At 23.8% G+C, this 261-nt stretch carries 1 protein-coding gene; it reads left to right on the forward strand.

The features are described 5' to 3' along the window. Positions 1-77: 77 nt before the first annotated feature. The coding region (locus tag HH682_RS15540; protein WP_214238375.1) for a hypothetical protein at positions 78-261 on the forward strand (184 nt) is incomplete at its 3' end.

Consider the following 261-nt stretch of genomic DNA (forward strand, 5'->3'; position numbering starts at 1 on the left):
ATATAATACCTATTATGTATATAATAACTTTAGTTATATCATCATATATAATACAAGAAAAGAACATATATGATCAAATGTATTGTACACTGTTGGTGTCGGCATTTTATGATTATGCTCTTCATGCACCAGGAATAGAAAGTATATATATGTTCCATGTTGTATTAGGATTATGTACTTTAATGTCATTATATAAGTTAGTAAAAGATAGAGAAGTTATAAGAAATATAGACAAGAAAATTTTAGGAATATATGTTATTT

Source organism: Rosenbergiella gaditana (genome assembly GCF_018494065.1).
GTDB classification, from domain to species: domain Bacteria; phylum Pseudomonadota; class Gammaproteobacteria; order Enterobacterales; family Enterobacteriaceae; genus Rosenbergiella; species Rosenbergiella gaditana.